The sequence below is a fragment of the Bacillota bacterium genome (genome assembly GCA_013178415.1).
In the GTDB taxonomy this organism is placed as follows: Bacteria; Bacillota; SHA-98; order Ch115; family Ch115; genus Ch115.
On sequence record JABLXA010000005.1, the window covers coordinates 51,665 to 68,455 of the forward strand.

Below are 16,791 nucleotides of genomic sequence, written 5' to 3' on the forward strand. Positions count from 1 at the left end.
TATGCCAGCGCAACTTGTGGTATACTTTCCATGAGGTGATTTCCGTGTCTTTTGACGGGGTCATGATGAGAGCAATAAGAAATGAACTAGGCAATTTTATCGTTGGATCTCGCGTAGATCGGGTGGACCAACCTTCGAAATATGAGGTAATGCTCACCCTTCGAAGTCCCCGTGAGAAGCGTTTGCTTTTCATCTCTTCGATAGACGGTCTTGCGAGAATTCATCTTTCTCAGATACCAAAAGAAAGGCCAGCAGAACCTCCGGCATTTTGTATGTTGCTGAGAAAGCATCTAGAGGGCGGCGAAATAATGGATGTAAGTCAGGAAGACACGGATAGGATACTCAGGATCACCATCTCTTCACCCCTGGAAGAGGAACGCAAGCCCACCGTCATTGTGGCGGAGCTCACCGGGAAACACAGCAACATAATTCTCCTCGACAGGAATTCTAGCACGATCCTGGGCGCCATAAAGCCCACCCCGCCACAGGTGGAGACCAGGCGCTTGATACTGCCGGGGGAGCCATACACCTCGCTGCCTGTAGCCAGCAAATTGGATCCCACAACAGCAGACGAAAATGATTTTTGGGACGCGCTGGAGGAAGGCCGGGAGACGGGAATTCGTTCCCCGAAGGAGTTTCTCCTCAGGACATACCAGGGTTTTGGTCCGACGATATGCAGGGAGATCTGCCATAGAGCCTCTATCTCTGCCGACGCCAGATTATCCGGCCTTTGCCGGGAAGATGGCGTAAGGTTGTTTCTTGCCCTGGCCGAGATCATATCCATAGTCAAAGATGCGAATTTCATCCCTACGCTATACACGAATGATGAGACAGGAGAAATCATTGATTTCTCCTGGACAGAATTGAGAATGTTCAGGTCAATGGAGACTATTTCTCGCAAGGACTTCCCAAGCTTTGGAGAACTCCTCGACTATGTCTTTGGGCGGCTGGACGAGGAAAAGGAAATCGAAAACCTGCGGGCGACCCTGGCGAGGGTTGTGCGGGAAAACCTGGCGAGAGTGGAGAAAAAGATCGAGGCACGAGAGGAATCATTGAGGAAATCGGAGAAGGCTGAAGATTATAGGATCGCTGGCGAACTCATTCTTGCTAATCTTCACGCCATACCCGCCGGGGCAGAGGAAGTTACTCTCCCGAACTACTATGACCCACAGGGCGCTCCTGTGACTATAAAACTCGACCCTCGTGTAGCCCCGGCCCGATGTGCCCAGAGCTATTTCAACCAGTATCGGAAAGCCAAGAACGGCATGGAAGTGACTTCTAAACTTCTCGATGAGGCAAAGGAGGAAAGAGACTATTTGGAACAGGTCTCCCTCACCATATCTGAGGCCGATTCCCGAGAAGTGCTGGAGGAGATCAAACAGGAGCTCATTGATTCTGAGTATATACGTCCCAGGCGCCATAGCGGCCATTCAAAAAGTGATAGAATGCGGGCTCCCAGGAATAAGGGGGAAATGGCCGATCCGCTGGAATTTCAGGCGCCAGACGGTACAAGGATACTTGTTGGCCGTAATAATGTCCAGAATGATCGTCTCACCATGAAAATCGCAAGACCAGATGATATCTGGCTCCATGCCCATCAGATACCAGGGGCGCACGTGATCGTCATAGCTGACGATCGAGGCGAGGTTTCAGAAGAAGCGCTCCTCATGGGCGCTCGGCTCGCCGCTAGGTTCAGCAAGGCGAAGATGTCGGAAAAAGTCCCTGTAGACTTTACAAAAAGGCGATTTGTAAAAAAACCAAAATCCGCACGGCCCGGCATGGTCATATATAGAAATGAAAACACGATCCTGGTGGAGCCTCTAGAACAATAACACCCGGAACAACCGATTGCGTCAAGGCCCTACCGCCGCGGCGGCAGCATCCAGGCAAATTCGGAAACGCTTTTGCATAGTGATGATAGAGGGTATCATGGCATGTTTTCATGGGAAGGAGCAGAGGCATACCGCCAGCCGATATGATGAGAATCAGGGCAAAAATGTCTATTCTCTCTTTCGTGGCATTGCTATTCCTACTATCCGCGGCGCCGGCCGATTCATTCGCGAATGCTGTGGAAGCCCTCAGTTACGCACATTTCAGGCCTTGTCCGTTTAGATGCGAAGTGGAAAGAACTCTTGTCCCCAAATCCCCGCCCATGTCAGGAAGTGATGTAGCTGACCTGCAGCTGAGACTCCAGCAATTGGGCATATTCAAGGGCAAAATCGATGGAATCTATGGGGCATCCACAGTATCAGCTGTCAAACTCTTTCAGAGACGAAGTGGCCTTAGGGAGAATGGAATAGTTGATAATGGTATGTGGGCGAGGCTGGCGGCCGGAGTTTTAGCCACTTCTGGCCCGCCTTCACCCAAGCCCGAGGGGAAGATAAGGCTTGTGGTAAATCTCGATAGACTGACCCTCGTGGTCTATGCAGACGACCGTCCATATAAAACTTACCCGATTGCCATTGGGCGCTGGGATACCCCCACCCAGATAGGAGAATTCGTCATAATCGACAAAGGGGTCAACCCCGGGGGGCCGTTTGGATCACGCTGGATCGGACTCAATGTGCCATGGGGAGCATATGGTATCCATGGCACAGACAGGCCGTGGACGATCGGTTATTCGGCAAGCGCGGGGTGTATACGAATGTTCAACCAGGATGTGGAGGAGCTCTTTGAATGGGTGGACATCGGCACTAGGGTGATCATTCAGGGAAGCGAAGGTGAGTATCAATTAGTGACAGAGGTAGAAAGACCTCTCAAGGAGGGAGATACCGGGAAAGATGTCCGGTTCGTCCAGTGGCGGCTTCGGGAAGCAGGCTTTGATCCAGGCCCTCTCGATGGATGGTTCGGGGACGCCATGAAACAGGCTGTGATGAACTTGCAGAAGTTTTATGGCCTCCCTATAACAGGCATCATCGGTAAGGATGAATTGTACGTTCTTTCTATCATCTAGGAGACATATTATTGGGATGAGATCGCTCCCCAACCTATCCCGTGGTGAGGAGCGCTCATTTCCATCACCGCGGACCATTGCGTCGTTCGGCACGGGAGGCAGAATAAAACCTTGAGTCTCAAGAGAATTCTCATCTTAAGGATGAAAGCGCTGATTGTCTTCGCCGCGACCTTGATGGTCGCCCTTTCAGCTCTGGCGCTTTTCTTTTGGAGATCCTATGACCTCATCCCCGAAGGCCGATTCCACCCCTGGGGCCTCTATTACCAGGCCAGAGGACTTCCTGTCCATCCCTTTGTGCCTGTGGACGAGGAACATCCTATAGCCCTAGAAGTCTGGAGCAGTGACCTTCCCATAAGACGTTCTCATGAACTCTCATATGCCGAATCCTTTCAAAAAGTGGCTACCATGTTCCAAAACAAGCATTTCAATGCCAAGATCAAATGCCAGCTCTTTCCTTTCCATGATGATATGGTCGCCCTGGTGAAGGCCAGGCTTGGGGAGAACTCCTGGCCGGATATATGTATCAGCCCATTTGACCCTGAATTGATAGATCCACAAAGGTCTGTGCCACTCACGGCGTTTTTCCCCCGATTCCCGGTTGATGAAGCGATATCATACGACCCACTGGCGCTCGGAGCGGTGACTTTCGACAGGCAAATATGGGCTTGGCCGATGTGGTTTGAAGTTCCCTGTCTCATCGGGAATGTGAAGATGTTAAGGGAGATCGGACTAGATGCCCACAGAATAGTTGAATCAGGCTGGTCCTGGGATGAATTCATAGCCATGGGAATGAAGATGCGGGGAAAGCAAGAAGAAGGTGTTGGAGTAAAGCCACCTCGAATTGTATCCCTGGCCCTCAACAGCCGGGACCCGGACTACGCAAAATGCCTCCTTGCAACGAGATTCCCCGCTGGGCTGGTCATGCCTGACGGCAAGCCTGGGTGGACGATGCAAGGGCTGGAGGAATTGGCGAATTTCCTTGCCTCCTTGCGAGACCAGGGGCGTATATTCGTGCCGCAAGGAAACGCGCCCGACGGGATCATTAGCCTTTTCTGGGAGGGACGCGCCATCACCATTGGGCCTGCATGGTCGGGCTTGATGAGACACGTGAAGGCCAGGTACAAGCAGAAGAAATCAGAAAGCATACAAACGATATTCCTGCCAATTCCGCACTATCCGGGCATCCCATACCAACTCCCCCTGAGGGTCACGGCCGCCATGGTGTATATGAAGAGAACAAGCGACTGGAAGGAAAGGGCCAGACTCGCTGTGGAATTTATTCAAGAACTCTCAAGAAACGAGACCATTTGGGTTGCGGCAAAATTAAATACAGTGCCCGTCAAGTTCTCAGATAGGCCGGGCTGGCAGGAAGCCATCTCCCTATCATACGAAGAAAATGCGCTCCTCGCCGCCAGCACAAGAGCGCCGCGAGCCGAACACTCAGCCTCAGCGCCTGATATTAGCGGCACAAGGACCGCTAGACTTCTCGAGAAGGATATACTCAACCATGTAGTCATTCCTTCCCTCGAGAAATTCTGGACCGGAGCCCTTTCCGCGCAAAAACTCGCTGCTATCATTGATGAGGAAGCAAGAAAGATGCTCGAATCAAGATAGAGCGGCACTCATCGCTATGTCTTTCCTGTATCTCATGCCAGCGAAATCTATAGATTTGATCCCAGCATAAGCCAGCTCGCGAGCGCGCCCCATTGATAAGGCCACCCCGGTCACGCCGACGACCCGCCCGCCCGAGGTATAAAACTTGCCATCCTTCATGAAAGTCCCAGCGTGAAAGGTATATATCCTCTCGTCCCGGGAAATGGCATTCTTCACGGCGGGATCATCCGTTTTCAAAATGACCATCCCCGAGGAATCAAGGCCATGAATCTCAAATCCCGTCTCATACTGACCAGGATAACCCTTTGAGGCAGCCACAACACACACGGCAAACATATCCTTGACCTTGACAAGGTCGGGATCCATCTCACCGGTGGCAATAGAGACCAGGAGTCCCGCGAAGTCTCCCTCAAGGAGAGGCAGTACGGCCTGTGTCTCAGGATCACCAAAACGGCAATTGAATTCCAGGACTTTGGGGCCATCTTCAGTGAGGATGAGCCCGGCATAGAGGCATCCACGGTAGTTGATCCCTTCAGACGCGAGGCCATTCATAACCGGCCGAAATATCTTCTCGCGGATTTCGTCGAAAAGAGATGGGGCTACCGAAGGGACAGGAGAATATGCCCCCATCCCCCCGGTATTTGGACCCTCATCCCCATCAAATGCGCGCTTGTGGTCTCGAGCCGCCGGAAGCAACATAAACTCCCCATCGCATACCAGAGCCATGACGCTCAGCTCAGGGCCTCTCAAGAATTCTTCTATCACAATCGAATCACCGGCCGAGCCAAAGATCCGTTTTTCCATCATAGTCTCAACAGCGGAAATGGCCTCATCACGGGTTTTCGCTATTATAACGCCCTTACCCGCGGCAAGGCCGTCAGCTTTGATTACCACCGGGAATTCCCGGGCGCTATCAGCCAGGTAGAGCCTGGCCCTGCGGGCATCATCAAATGTCTCAAATCGTCCGGTAGGTACACCATATTTCGCCATGAAATTCTTAGCAAAGACCTTGCTAGACTCAAGCCGGGCCCCATCTCTCCCTGGCCCAAAGACGGCAATTCCCCGTTCCCTGGCCTCACCTGCAAGCCCCATAGCAAGATAGGCCTCAGGCCCCACAACCATAAGATCCACTTCCCGCTCCCACGCAAACGCAACTATCGCCGGGACCCCACCAGAAGCCACGTCCCCGGCGCACTCTGCCACCGAAGTCATGCCCGGATTTCCCGGGGTAGCCAATAAATGAATATCGTCGCGACTTTGCGCAAGCTGCAGGGCCAATGCATGCTCTCTCCCGCCCCCGCCTACGACCAAAACATTCATTGCGATTACCTCCAAAACAAGAGCGTAAAGACCTTCAATATCTTTGGAATCAGATGATCGGCAACGCCGTACCCTTTACTCAGTGTCGGAAATGTCTTCTGCCAGTGAAGATCATGGCGATCTTGTGTTCTTCGCACGCCTGGATGGAATCCTCATCCCGGATAGAACCTCCGGGCTGCACGATGACCGAAATGCCCGCCTCAGCCGCTGCATCCACCGTATCTCTCATCGGCAAAAAGCCATCAGAAGCCAGCACAGCGCCCCTTGCCTCATCCCCGGCCTGCGCTATAGCGATCCTGGCTGACCCTACCCTGTTCATTTGGCCGGCTCCAACGCCCAAAGTCGCCTGGTCGCGCACAAGGACTATGGCATTGGACTTGACGTGCTTAACCACCTTCCATGCAAATACAATATCTTTCCACTGGTCTTCAGAGGGAGATAAAGAGGTCACGACCTTCCACCCTGAAGAGTCATCCCCGCCTATGACATCTGTATCCTGCACCAAGATTCCCCACGGAGTCCTCTTGTAATCCAGGCTGCGCCGCAAAGAAGCATTGCTGACTCCGGCGGCAGGAAGCGGGGATTTGATGACACGAAGATTGCGCTTCTTGGCGAGGACCTTCAAAGCCTCCTCATGAAAATCAGGGGCGACGACAACCTCAAGGAATGTTTCCGTCAGAGCCTCAGCCGTTTTTGCGTCGATCGGCACATTAAACCCGACTATGCCCCCGAAACTCGAGACGGGATCAGCGGCATAGGCGCGTCTGTAAGCATCATATGAAGACTTCTCGATAGCCGCGCCGCATGGATTCATATGCTTTACAATTACACACGCCGGTTCATCAAATTCTGCCACAAGTTCATAGCAGGCCCCGCAATCGGCGATGTTATTGAAAGAAAGTTCCTTCCCCTGGAGCTTCTCCATCGGAAGAAATGCGCTGCGATCCGGTCCCACAGGAACGTAAAAAGATGCACGCTGGTGAGGGTTCTCGCCATACCTGAGGTCCAGGTTCTTTTCCAGGAAGACGTCCAGCATCTCAGGAAGACCCCCCGCGCCTGAATCCTCCTCCGCCAACCCGGCAAAATATCGCTCTATCACTGCATCATAGCGCGCCACATGCAAAAACGCCTCATAGGCCAGGCCACGTCTGGTCTTCAATGAAAGCTCCCCATTGCCAGCCCTGAGTTCTTCGAGGACTCTTTGATACTGGCCGGGTGAAGTGACACATCCTACATCGGCGAAATTCTTGGCAGCCGCCCGTATCAAGGTAGGTCCCCCTATATCGATATTCTCAATAGCATCAGCTTCTTCAACATCAGGCTCTGAAATCACCTGCTCAAATGGGTATAAGTTGACCACCACAAGATCTATAGGCCTTATCCCTAATTCCTCCAGGGTTCTCATATGATCCGATCGCGAGCGTATGGCAAGGATGCCAGCCAAAACGCCTGGATGCAAAGTCTTGACCCTTCCATCGAGGATCTCCCTGAAATGTGTGACATCCTCCACCGGCGTCACTTGGATATTGTTATCCCGCAGCACCCTCTGGGTTCCGCCTGTAGCGACGATCTCAAAGCCTATTTCACAAAGGCCCCTCGCGAACTCTACGAGTCCGGACTTATCAGAGACACTCATGATTGCCAGCTTCTTGCCCATTCAAATCACCTCATTATCCTTACTCTCCGGCCTTCCACCCGCACCCTACCTTCGATGACCAGCTGGATCGCCTTAGAATAAATTGCATGTTCATGCTGGAGTATCCGGGCGCTCAGCGTTTCAGGCGTGTCATCCTCGAGGACCTCGCAGCATTCCTGGAGTATGATGGGCCCGGAGTCCACCCCTTCGTCCACAAAATGCACCGTGCACCCGGATACCTTTACGCCATAATTCAGAGCCTGTGCCTGCGCGTTTATTCCAGGGAAGGCAGGAAGAAGAGCCGGGTGGATGTTCAAGATGCGTTGAGGAAATCTACTCACAAATTCCTTTGAAAGAATTCGCATATAGCCCGCCAGAATCACAAGATCAACATCCCGCGCAAGAAGGGCGGACAATATGGCCTTTTCATGTTCCTCTCGAGATGGGAAATCGCGAGGCGAAATAACGATAGCCTCGACTCCCCGTTCTCTGGCCCGGTCGATGGCCGGGGCCTGCTTCTTATCGCTGATCACGATAGCTACCTGAGCTTGAAGCTCTCCCCTATCTATAGCATCCATGATGGCCACAAGGTTGGATCCCCTTCCGGACACAAGCACACCCAGGCGCGCCTTGCCGCCCTGCGCCCATGAACCTTCTCTACACAATGCTGATCCCCCGCTCTCCGGCAATGACCTCTCCAATCAAGAAAGCATCTTCCCCCATGGAACGAAGGTGCGCCATGATCACCTCGGCTTCGTCGCGCGGCACGATCAGGACCATGCCGATCCCGAGATTGAAAGTCTTTACCATTTCCTTGTCGGGAATCCTACCTATCTTCTGGATGAAAGCAAATATAGGATGTTCAGGCCATGTGCCACGCCTGATCCTGGCATGAACGCCTTCTCTGAGAGCCCGGGGGATATTCTCGATGAATCCGCCGCCGCTTATGTTGGCTATCCCATGAATCTCGTGGGAGTCCACCAGCGTGGTTATTGCCCTGGCATAAACCTTCGTCGGTTTCAAGAGCTCTTCACCCAGGGAGGAACCCAATTCCGGAATATGATCGTCAACGCTCAGCCGTCCAATATCAAAAAGGACCTTGCGTACCAGAGAAAAGCCACTGCTCTGAAGCCCGGTGGATGCGATTCCAATGATCGAATCCCCCGGCTCGACACGTGACCCGTCTATGAAGCGGTCTCTCTCCACTACGCCAACAGCGAAGCCAGCTAAATCATATTCCCCATCAGGATAAAACCCTGGCATCTCAGCAGTCTCCCCGCCTATCAAGGCGCATCCTGCTTGCCTGCAGCCCTCCGCAACCCCCGAGATGACCTCTTCAGCGACTTCCGGAACAAGACGGCCAGTCGCGAAGTAGTCGAGGAAGAAGAGCGGGGCGGCCCCATGGCAAATGATGTCATTGACGCAATAAGCCACGACATCGATCCCCACTGTATCATGTTTCCCCATCATAAATGCGATCTTGAGCTTGGTGCCCACCCCGTCGGAGCCAGAAACCAGGACGGGATTTTTGAACTTGCCCGCAGGGAAAAGGAATCCAGCGCCGAACCCTCCTACCCCTGCCAGGACCTCAGAGCCATATGTGGCCTCAGACAACCTTTTGATTCTCCGGACAGTCTCGTATCCGGCCTCGATATCTACGCCTGCAGCCTTATAATTCATTCCCTCTGCAGCGGAATCATCTCTCATAGATGAAGTCATTTCAACGCGCCTCCCTCGGTGTCAGGTAGCCTGGTGGGGTATTCCCCGGTAAGGCAGGCAAGACAGAATTCCTCTCTCGGACCCACAACGGATAGGAGGCCATCTACACTCAGATAGCTCAGCCGGTCAGCCCCGATCAGCTGCGCGATCCGGCCCGTGTCATATTGCGCTGCAATGAGTTCGCGCCGGTCCGGTGTATCGATGCCATAGAAACACGGGTATTTGATTGGCGGAGAAGCCACATACATTATGACCTCCCTGGCGCCCGCTGCGCGAAGCATGGATAGTGCCTTGGCGCTGGTAGTGCCTCTGACAATGGAATCATCGACAACAACTACCCTCTTGGATCTCACTAGATCAGCGATGGGGTTCAGTTTAATCTTGACCCCCAGCTCCCGCAGTTCCTGAGTCGGCTGGATGAAAGTCCTTCCGATGTACCTGTTGCGGGAAAGCCCTGTATCATATGAAATACCCGACTCCTCGGCAAAGCCTATGGCTGCGGATATGCCCGAATCAGGAGCCGCAATCACCATATCAGCTTCGCACGGCGATTCCTTTGCCAGGGTCTCACCTAGCTTTTTCCTGACAAGATGAACATTCTTACCACCTATGACGCTATCTGTTCTGGCGAAATATATGAATTCAAAGATGCACATGGCACGGCGAGTTGAGGGCAGAGCTTGGATGAAATTGATGTGGCCATCGCGAAAGGCGGCCATCTCTCCCGGAGCCAGTTCCTTGACATAGCTTGCTCCTACCGCATCGAGGGCGCAGGTCTCAGATGCAAAGAAATATGCATCCTGATTTTCCCCCACGACCAGCGGTCTCATTCCGAGAGGGTCTCTCAGGGAGACCACGGCTTCAGGGGAAAGAACCACCAGTGAATACGCGCCTTCGATAGCCTTCGTCGCATGAAGGACAGCCTCTTCCAGTCTGTCCATCCCTGACCGGGCTGCCAGATGGAGAAAGAATTCGCTGTCACTGGAGGATTGAAATACAACCCCTTCCCTTTCCAGCGAAGACTTGAGATACTGAGTATTCACAAGATTGCCATTGTGCGCGACAGCTATCTTCCCCAGCCGGGATGTCCCAACGATTGGCTGCGCATTTTCGATCTGGCTGTCCCCTGTTGTCGAATACCTCACATGGCCAATGGCCAGATGACCCTTGAGTTCGTCAAATTCCCTTTCCCTGAATACCTCGGAGACCAGTCCCATGCCTTTGCGATACGTAAGGATATCGCCATTCGATGACGCGATGCCGCAACTCTCCTGCCCCCGGTGCTGCAGAGCGTACAACCCGAGATAAGCATAAGATGCAGCAGGCACGTCCTGGGATTTTCCAGCTACTGCAAAGACACCACATTCTTCACGGGGTTTATCCACGTCCGTCACCGCCATTCACATCGCCATCATCATCGAACAAGCCAGGAATAGTCCCCTCCCAGGCCTCGCGCAGTTCATCCACGGATATCTTCAGGGATTTGTGAGATCCACCTGAGACGACATCGATGACGAGCGGATCATCCTCCCCTGACACTTTCCCCGCCACTCTCACAGGAACACCGGCATTTCGCGCCTGTTCCTCGAACCAACCCTGATCCGCAGGGCTCAGTGTCACAATAGCCCTAGACTGAGTTTCCCCAAAGAGGATGAAATCGGCTCTCCCTTTTTCCTCGAGGATAATCCGGGCGCCCCGATCTCCCTGAATACAGCATTCTGCGATGGCAACTGCCAGGCCACCCTCGGCACAATCGTGGGCGGATTTCACTTTCCCATCCCGGATAGCTGATCTTATCAGAGCCTGAACCTTCGCCTCAATAGACGGAATGGCTGCCGGAGGCAGGCCTCTCACTTCCCCTGTGACCATCTCGAGGTACTCACTGCCCCCGATTTCCCCGCCTTCTTCTGCCCCACTGCCTGGAGTTTCCCATGCTGAGTTTTCCCCGGCGAACGGAATTAGGCCAGACGCCATGGGTCCCACGAGAAATATGATGTCACCCTCATCTTTGAAAGCAGAGGAGGCGATACGCCTGACATCTTCGACCTCTCCAACCATGCCAACGGCTGGCGACGGGAAGACGGCGCGCTTGCCCCCGTCACATTCATTGTAAAAACTTACATTGCCGCTGACCACAGGAATTCCTAAAGATTCCGCCACATGAGCAAGTCCCCTGATGCTTTCTTGAAATTGCCAGTAGACCTCGGGGCGTTCCGGATTTCCGAAGTTGAGGCAATCAGTGATGGCGATGGGCTCCGCGCCCACCATGGAAAGATTGCGGGAGGCTTCCAGAACCGCCTGCATGGCTCCTCTCCGTGGATCCAGGAAACAATATCGCGAATTACAATCTATGGTTACCGCAACCCCGTATTCCGTCCCAGCCGCGTCGCCCGAATCCTTGATCCTGAGCACCGCCGCGTCCGCCGCGCCGGGAGATGCCACTGTATCAGTGCCAACGAGATAGTCGTATTGTTCATAAACCCATCGCTTACTGGCAATGTTTGGCCGGCCCATGAGCCTCTTGAGGGCTTCTCCGAGGTCATCGGGCGCCGGAATCTTCGAGGTGTCGAGATACTGGATCTCATCCATATATGCAGGCCTCTCCGCAGGTGGGTCATACACGGGCGGGGAAACCAGCGGGTCAACCGGAATATCAGCAACCTGCGCGCCTTTTTCCAGCAACCTCAGCCGGCCATCGGCGGTTACCTTACCAACAACCGCCGCATCCAGCCCCCATCTCTCAAAACACTCCATGATGGCCTGCACCTTTTCTTGTTCGGCGACAATAAGCATTCTCTCCTGGGATTCGGAAAGCATGATTTCATATGGAGTCATGCCTTCCTCTCTTTTTGGCACTAGATCCAGATCAATGATCATGCCAGTCCCTGACCTGCCTGCCATCTCCGAAGCCGAGCTTGTAAGCCCCGCAGCTCCCATGTCCTGAATGCCCACTATGAGGCCCCTGGCGATAACCTCGAGGCAGGCCTCGATAAGGAGTTTCCCGGTAAATGGATCTCCTATTTGCACAGAAGGGCGATCTTTCTGGCTATCCTCGCTGAGCCCGAGGGAAGCGAAAGCCGCGCCCCTGATCCCGTCCCTTCCTGTCTTTGATCCAACCACCATCACAACATTGCCTGGATCGCCTGTCACGCCTCTTGCCATACTATGCGGGTCAGGGATGACCCCGACGCACATGACATTTACCAGGGGGTTGCCCCTGAAGGATTCATTGAAGAAGACCTCACCTGCTACTGTGGGAACGCCAACGCAATTGCCATAAAAAGATATGCCCGATACCACCCCATCCATCAGGTACCGCACGATCCCGTCATCAGCCGGGCCAAATCGTAGAGAATCCAAAAAGCAGATGGGCCTTGCGCCCATTGTGAGAATGTCCCGGAGTATTCCGCCTATCCCCGTCGCAGCGCCTTGAAATGGTTCTACTGCCGATGGGTGGTTGTGGCTCTCGACCTTCAGCGCCACCCCGGTCCCATTTCCCAGCAACACAACCCCGGCATTCTCTCCAGGCCCTTGAAATACGCGTTCTGACCTCGATGGCAGTAAGCGGAGATATTTCTTGGAATGTTTATAGCCACAATGCTCAGACCACATCGCGCTGAATATGCCAAGCTCTGTCTCATTGGGCTCTCGCCCCAGGATCTCCAGAATTCTTTCATATTCAGACAAACGAAGCCCCATTTGTTTCCACAACTCTTCCCCGGCCTGTCTCAATGGATCCTACCCCCAAACTTATACGCCGCATAATGACGCCAGAGAGCGGAAAAGAACAAGCCCGGAGACGCCCCCCAGGATATCTTGCGTCGCTCTTTCTGGATGCGGCATCATGCCAAGCACGTTACCTTGTTCATTGCATATACCCGCGATATTTCCCAAAGACCCGTTTGGATTTGCACTATCACAAACCTCTCCATGGGCATCGCAATAGCGAAAGACGATCTGACCACTCTCTTCGAGTTTCTTCATCGTATCTGGGTCTGCATAGAAATTACCCTGGCCATGAGCTATCGGAAGCTCTATGACTTCACCCATCTTGTAACCACGGCTAAATGGAGTTGAATTATTCTCTACCCTCAGGTGAACCCTCTTAGAGATGAATCTCAAGCCCCTATTGGGCAGCATAGCCCCGGGCAGAAGTCCCGCTTCAAGCAGTATCTGAAATCCGTTGCATATGCCAAGCACGAGCCCGCCCTTTTTGGCGAAGCTGATCACTTCCTCTACTATCGGAGAAAACCTGGCTATGGCCCCTGCCCTAAGGTAATCTCCATAAGAAAAACCTCCTGGCAGGATCACGCAGTCGATCCCGGAGAGATCTCTGGCCTGATGCCAGAGGAAAGTTGCCTCTAGCCCCGCCAGCTTCGCCGCAAATAGGCAGTCGCGGTCACAATTTGATCCAGGAAATACTACAACACCGCATTTCACACGAACCCACCCCGATGCTTTACCAACCCAAAGTCAGGCTGGCATAATCTCGGCCTCATAGTCTTCGATTACAGGATTAGCCAGCAGGCGTTCACAGGCTTCTACCACAAGCCTTCTCGCATCGTCCTCCGTATCAGCGACAAGACGAATCTCCATAAATTTTCCATAGGACAAACCGGTGATCTCCTTGTACCCAAGCCTTCGCAATCCCGCCTCGATGGCCTTTCCCTGGGGATCAAGTATCCCCTTCTTTAGAACCACCTTTACCTTAGCGCGCCATTCCATGTGCTGATTCCACCCGCCTCATAACTTCCTGGTAGGCCAGCTCTACATTCCCCATATCACGCCTGAAGCGATCCTTGTCAAGCCGGTCGTGAGAATCAATGTCCCAGAGCCGGCAGGTATCAGGGGATATCTCGTCAGCCAGCAAGATCATATTTGATTCACCCTCAGGCGAATCATAAGGTACGCCAAATTCTAATTTGAAATCTACCAGCAGCAGTCTCGCAGCCTCAAAGAACCTCAGAAGATATTCATTGATCTTGAGGCTCAAATCCTCGAGGACCGCGATCTGCTCTAGAGTCGCAGCTTTCAAAGCCGCAAGATGATAGTTGTTTACCAGAGGATCTCCGAGGGCATCTGATTTGTAATAAGTCTCAAAAACCGGCTGACCGAGCGCCTCTCCCTCGGCAAGACCAAGCCGTTTTGCCAGACTGCCGGCAACAATGTTCCTCACTACAGCTTCTACAGGGAGTATACGAAGCCGCCTCACCAGCATATCCTGCGGTCCAAGGCGAGAGACAAAATGGGTCTTGATGCCATGGGTGGATAGAAATTCGAAAGCCTTTGCGGAGATAGCATTGCATACCTCGCCCTTACCCTGGATGGTCCCCTTCTTTTTGCCATCGAAAGCGGTCACGTCGTCCTTGAACTCAACGATGACAAGACTGGGGTCATTGGTCTCATATATAATCTTCGCTTTTCCTTCATAAATAGGTCTGATCTTTTCCATATTTCGCAGGGAAACCCCTCGAGCGCCCTCCTTCATCCCACATAATCCAAACACAACTTAAGTCCCAGTCAGCCTGAGATTCCCAGGCGCTGGAATATTCCATCGACCTTATATAGCAGGTCCTCGTACGAGAAACATTCTGCAAGCTCATCAGGCTTGAGATATGCCTGGATTTCAGGATCCGCCGATATGAGTTCTTTAAAAGGCCTGCGCGCATCCTGAGCCTCGAGCGCACAGCGCTGCACAATGGCGTACGCGTCTTCCCTGGGCAGACCCTTTTCCACGAGCTTGAGCAGCACCCTCTCCGAGTAGATGATCCCACCGCTGGCGTCAAGATTTTCAAGCATTCTGTCCTCGCGGACTACCAGATCGGTCATGATTGCCGTGAAGCGACGAAGCATATAGTCAATCAGGGTAGTGCTATCAGGCAGGATGACCCTTTCCACTGATGAATGGCTTATATCCCTCTCATGCCACAGGGCCATGTCCTCAAATGCCGAAAGCGCATACCCCCTGACAAGTCTCGAAAGCCCGGAAATGCGCTCACATAGTATTGGATTTCTCTTGTGGGGCATTGCCGACGACCCTTTCTGGCCCTTTCGGAAAGGCTCCTGGAGCTCCCCGATTTCGGTCCTCTGCAGGCCCCGAATTTCTACAGCGAACCTCTCAAGGGAACCAGCAAGAATGGCGAGGCTTGAAAGGAATTCGGCATGGCGGTCACGTTGCAAGATCTGAGTTGATATGGGTGCCGGGTTGAGGCCAAGTTTCTCACATACATATTTTTCTACACGCGGGTCGATATTAGCATATGTCCCCACGGCCCCGGAGATTTTCCCATAGTTTATAGCCTCCCGGGCATGCTCCACTCTTTCTAGATCCCGGCGAAGCTCTGAGATCCACACCGCAAATTTGAATCCCAGAGTAATGGGTTCCGCATGAATCCCATGGGTACGCCCTATCATGAGCGTATGTTGATATTGCCTAGCCTTCTGTTCCATAACGTCGAGGAGCTTCCTCATGTCCGCCAGGATCACATCACATGCCTCCCGGAGAATCAGGGACAATGCAGTGTCAACCACATCTGAGGAAGTCATGCCAAGATGGATGAACCTCGACTCCTCTCCCACGTTCTCTGCAACGCACGTGAGGAAAGCGATAACATCATGGTGTGTCATTTCCTCGATTTCTTGGATCCTCTTGATGTCAAACCTGGCCTTTTCCCTGATCCGGGGCGGGACATCCCTGGGGACTCGCCCCAATTCAGCCCATGCCTCAACGGCCAGGAGCTCTATCTCGAGCCATTTCGAAAACCGATTCTCGTCGCTCCAGATGCGACGCATTTCAGGATAACTGTATCTTTCGATCAACTATGGTCCCCCCAAGATTGGCCAAAAGCGAAAATGAGGGTGCCCGAAGGAACCTGATGGGAGAGGCAGGTGCAAACCTTTCCGGGGAGGCGGTTTGCGCTCCGGGCACCAGGCGGAAAATGTTCGCCTTTTGGACTCCTTCTGACCTGATTTTATCAATAAAGAAGCCGAATGTCAATAAAAATCCGAACGCTTTTCACATCTTATTTACTATCGTTCGGGAGAATGCCCCTTCAAGACATCGACTGCTTTTAGACGCTCCAAGCGCTCCGTCTGAGCCTTCCGCATCTCTGCTAGCCTGGCTGCTATGTCAGCATCCTTTAACGCGAGAATCTCGCAGGCAAGGATCGCGGCATTGCGAGCGGCATCTATGCCGACGGCGGCTACAGGGACACCAGGAGGCATTTGCGAGATGGATAGAAGGGCATCAAATCCGGCTAGAGCGCCTGCCTTGATGGGCACACCGATGACAGGCAAGGTTGTCCATGCGGCCATGACGCCTGGAAGATGTGCGGAAAGTCCGGCGCCGGCGATGATCACCTCTATTCCTCTATCTTTGGCGGTAGATGCATATTCCTTGGCGAGCTCAGGCGATCTATGAGCCGAAATGACCCTGGCCTCCCATTCCACCCCAACCTGATCCAGGACATCAGCCGCCTCGCGCATGATTTCCTTATCACTTTCACTTCCAAATATGATCCCAACCCTTGTCGTCATTCAACACACCTCC

The 16,791-nt window shown here is 53.2% G+C and carries 14 protein-coding genes; 3 read left to right on the forward strand and 11 right to left on the reverse strand.

Annotated features, from left to right (window positions below; genetic code table 11):
* Positions 1-62 precede the first annotated feature (62 nt).
* The 3 genes from HPY52_05950 (at position 63) to HPY52_05960 (ending at position 4,567) form a co-directional block, all read left to right on the forward strand.
* Entirely contained in the window at positions 63-1,832 is a 1,770-nt protein-coding gene (locus tag HPY52_05950) for a fibronectin/fibrinogen-binding protein (protein NPV79804.1), read from the forward strand.
* Positions 1,833-2,152: 320 nt separating this feature from the next.
* The gene (locus HPY52_05955) at positions 2,153-2,953 is read left to right on the forward strand and encodes a L,D-transpeptidase family protein (GenBank protein ID NPV79805.1); all 801 of its coding nucleotides are present in this window, start codon (positions 2,153-2,155) and stop codon (positions 2,951-2,953) included.
* Positions 2,954-3,064: 111 nt separating this feature from the next.
* On the forward strand, positions 3,065-4,567 hold the full coding sequence (locus tag HPY52_05960; GenBank protein NPV79806.1) for an extracellular solute-binding protein: 1,503 nt from the start codon (positions 3,065-3,067) through the stop codon (positions 4,565-4,567).
* On the opposite strand, the gene purD is transcribed toward HPY52_05960, so the two are convergent.
* The 11 genes from purD to purE form a co-directional block, all read right to left on the reverse strand.
* Complete coding sequence (purD, locus tag HPY52_05965) at positions 4,559-5,887, reverse strand: phosphoribosylamine--glycine ligase (protein NPV79807.1); 1,329 nt, start codon at positions 5,885-5,887, stop codon at positions 4,559-4,561. The genes HPY52_05960 and purD overlap by 9 nt on opposite strands.
* Positions 5,888-5,966: 79 nt before the next feature.
* The gene (gene purH, locus HPY52_05970) at positions 5,967-7,544 is read right to left on the reverse strand and encodes a bifunctional phosphoribosylaminoimidazolecarboxamide formyltransferase/IMP cyclohydrolase (protein ID NPV79808.1); all 1,578 of its coding nucleotides are present in this window, start codon (positions 7,542-7,544) and stop codon (positions 5,967-5,969) included.
* A 5-nt stretch (positions 7,545-7,549) separates the two neighbouring features.
* The gene (locus HPY52_05975) at positions 7,550-8,188 is read right to left on the reverse strand and encodes a phosphoribosylglycinamide formyltransferase (GenBank protein NPV79809.1); all 639 of its coding nucleotides are present in this window, start codon (positions 8,186-8,188) and stop codon (positions 7,550-7,552) included.
* A complete protein-coding gene (locus HPY52_05980; GenBank protein NPV79810.1) occupies positions 8,181-9,203 on the reverse strand; it encodes a phosphoribosylformylglycinamidine cyclo-ligase in 1,023 nt (340 codons plus the stop codon). Before HPY52_05980 ends, HPY52_05975 begins: the two co-directional genes overlap by 8 nt.
* 35 nt (positions 9,204-9,238) lie before the next feature.
* On the reverse strand, positions 9,239-10,642 hold the full coding sequence (locus tag HPY52_05985; protein ID NPV79811.1) for an amidophosphoribosyltransferase: 1,404 nt from the start codon (positions 10,640-10,642) through the stop codon (positions 9,239-9,241).
* Entirely contained in the window at positions 10,620-12,941 is a 2,322-nt protein-coding gene (gene purL, locus HPY52_05990) for a phosphoribosylformylglycinamidine synthase subunit PurL (GenBank protein ID NPV79812.1), read from the reverse strand. The genes HPY52_05985 and purL overlap by 23 nt, the downstream gene beginning before the upstream one ends.
* A 51-nt stretch (positions 12,942-12,992) precedes the next feature.
* Positions 12,993-13,682 (reverse strand): phosphoribosylformylglycinamidine synthase subunit PurQ, encoded by a 690-nt coding sequence (gene purQ / locus HPY52_05995; protein ID NPV79813.1) that lies wholly within the window; start codon positions 13,680-13,682, stop codon positions 12,993-12,995.
* A gap of 33 nt (positions 13,683-13,715) precedes the next feature.
* Complete coding sequence (purS, locus tag HPY52_06000) at positions 13,716-13,967, reverse strand: phosphoribosylformylglycinamidine synthase subunit PurS (protein NPV79814.1); 252 nt, start codon at positions 13,965-13,967, stop codon at positions 13,716-13,718.
* A complete protein-coding gene (locus tag HPY52_06005; protein NPV79815.1) occupies positions 13,951-14,694 on the reverse strand; it encodes a phosphoribosylaminoimidazolesuccinocarboxamide synthase in 744 nt (247 codons plus the stop codon). Before HPY52_06005 ends, purS begins: the two co-directional genes overlap by 17 nt.
* A 68-nt stretch (positions 14,695-14,762) precedes the next feature.
* Complete coding sequence (locus HPY52_06010; GenBank protein ID NPV79816.1) at positions 14,763-16,061, reverse strand: adenylosuccinate lyase; 1,299 nt, start codon at positions 16,059-16,061, stop codon at positions 14,763-14,765.
* A 210-nt stretch (positions 16,062-16,271) separates the two neighbouring features.
* Complete coding sequence (gene purE, locus HPY52_06015) at positions 16,272-16,778, reverse strand: 5-(carboxyamino)imidazole ribonucleotide mutase (protein ID NPV79817.1); 507 nt, start codon at positions 16,776-16,778, stop codon at positions 16,272-16,274.
* Between the last annotated feature and the right edge of the window lie 13 nt (positions 16,779-16,791).

Coding starts and splice junctions, on each gene's coding strand:
- purH (NPV79808.1), bottom strand. CDS start 7,544: ATGGGCAAGAAGCTGGCAATCATGAGTGTCTCTGATAAGTCCGGACTC.
- purS (NPV79814.1), bottom strand. CDS start 13,967: ATGGAATGGCGCGCTAAGGTAAAGGTGGTTCTAAAGAAGGGGATACTT.
- purE (NPV79817.1), bottom strand. CDS start 16,778: ATGACGACAAGGGTTGGGATCATATTTGGAAGTGAAAGTGATAAGGAA.
- HPY52_05980 (NPV79810.1), bottom strand. CDS start 9,203: ATGAATTATAAGGCTGCAGGCGTAGATATCGAGGCCGGATACGAGACT.
- purL (NPV79812.1), bottom strand. CDS start 12,941: ATGGGGCTTCGTTTGTCTGAATATGAAAGAATTCTGGAGATCCTGGGG.
- HPY52_06005 (NPV79815.1), bottom strand. CDS start 14,694: ATGGAAAAGATCAGACCTATTTATGAAGGAAAAGCGAAGATTATATAT.
- HPY52_05950 (NPV79804.1), top strand. CDS start 63: ATGATGAGAGCAATAAGAAATGAACTAGGCAATTTTATCGTTGGATCT.
- purD (NPV79807.1), bottom strand. CDS start 5,887: ATGAATGTTTTGGTCGTAGGCGGGGGCGGGAGAGAGCATGCATTGGCC.
- HPY52_05955 (NPV79805.1), top strand. CDS start 2,153: ATGTCAGGAAGTGATGTAGCTGACCTGCAGCTGAGACTCCAGCAATTG.
- HPY52_05985 (NPV79811.1), bottom strand. CDS start 10,642: ATGGCGGTGACGGACGTGGATAAACCCCGTGAAGAATGTGGTGTCTTT.